Source organism: Arthrobacter sp. USHLN218 (assembly GCF_037144715.1).
Lineage (GTDB): Bacteria > Actinomycetota > Actinomycetes > Actinomycetales > Micrococcaceae > Crystallibacter.
This window is the reverse complement of sequence record NZ_JBBCYT010000043.1, coordinates 1-223: the sequence shown is the minus strand read 5'-3', so window position 1 is coordinate 223 and position 223 is coordinate 1. Positions and strand designations below refer to the sequence as shown.

The 223-nt window shown below is 67.7% G+C and carries 1 protein-coding gene; it reads right to left on the bottom strand.

Annotation, left to right across the window (positions count from 1 at the left end):
* The coding region (locus tag WFH44_RS21415) for an SRPBCC family protein (protein ID WP_336716674.1) at positions 1-223 on the bottom strand (223 nt) is incomplete at both ends.

Below are 223 nucleotides of genomic sequence, written 5' to 3'. Positions count from 1 at the left end.
TTCCACCGAGGCGGTGACGTCCTTGCCGGACTCGACCACGCTGGGCAGGTAGAGCCAGTCGCACTCGACGATGGTGCGGTCCGCCGCGAGCGGGAACATCCGGTGGATGATCACGTGGTCCGGGACCAGGTTCACGAACACGGTGGGCTTGATCGTGATCGCGTAGTAGCGCCGGTCCTGGTCCTCGCCGACGCCGGGGATGACGTCCAGGCCCTCGGACCCG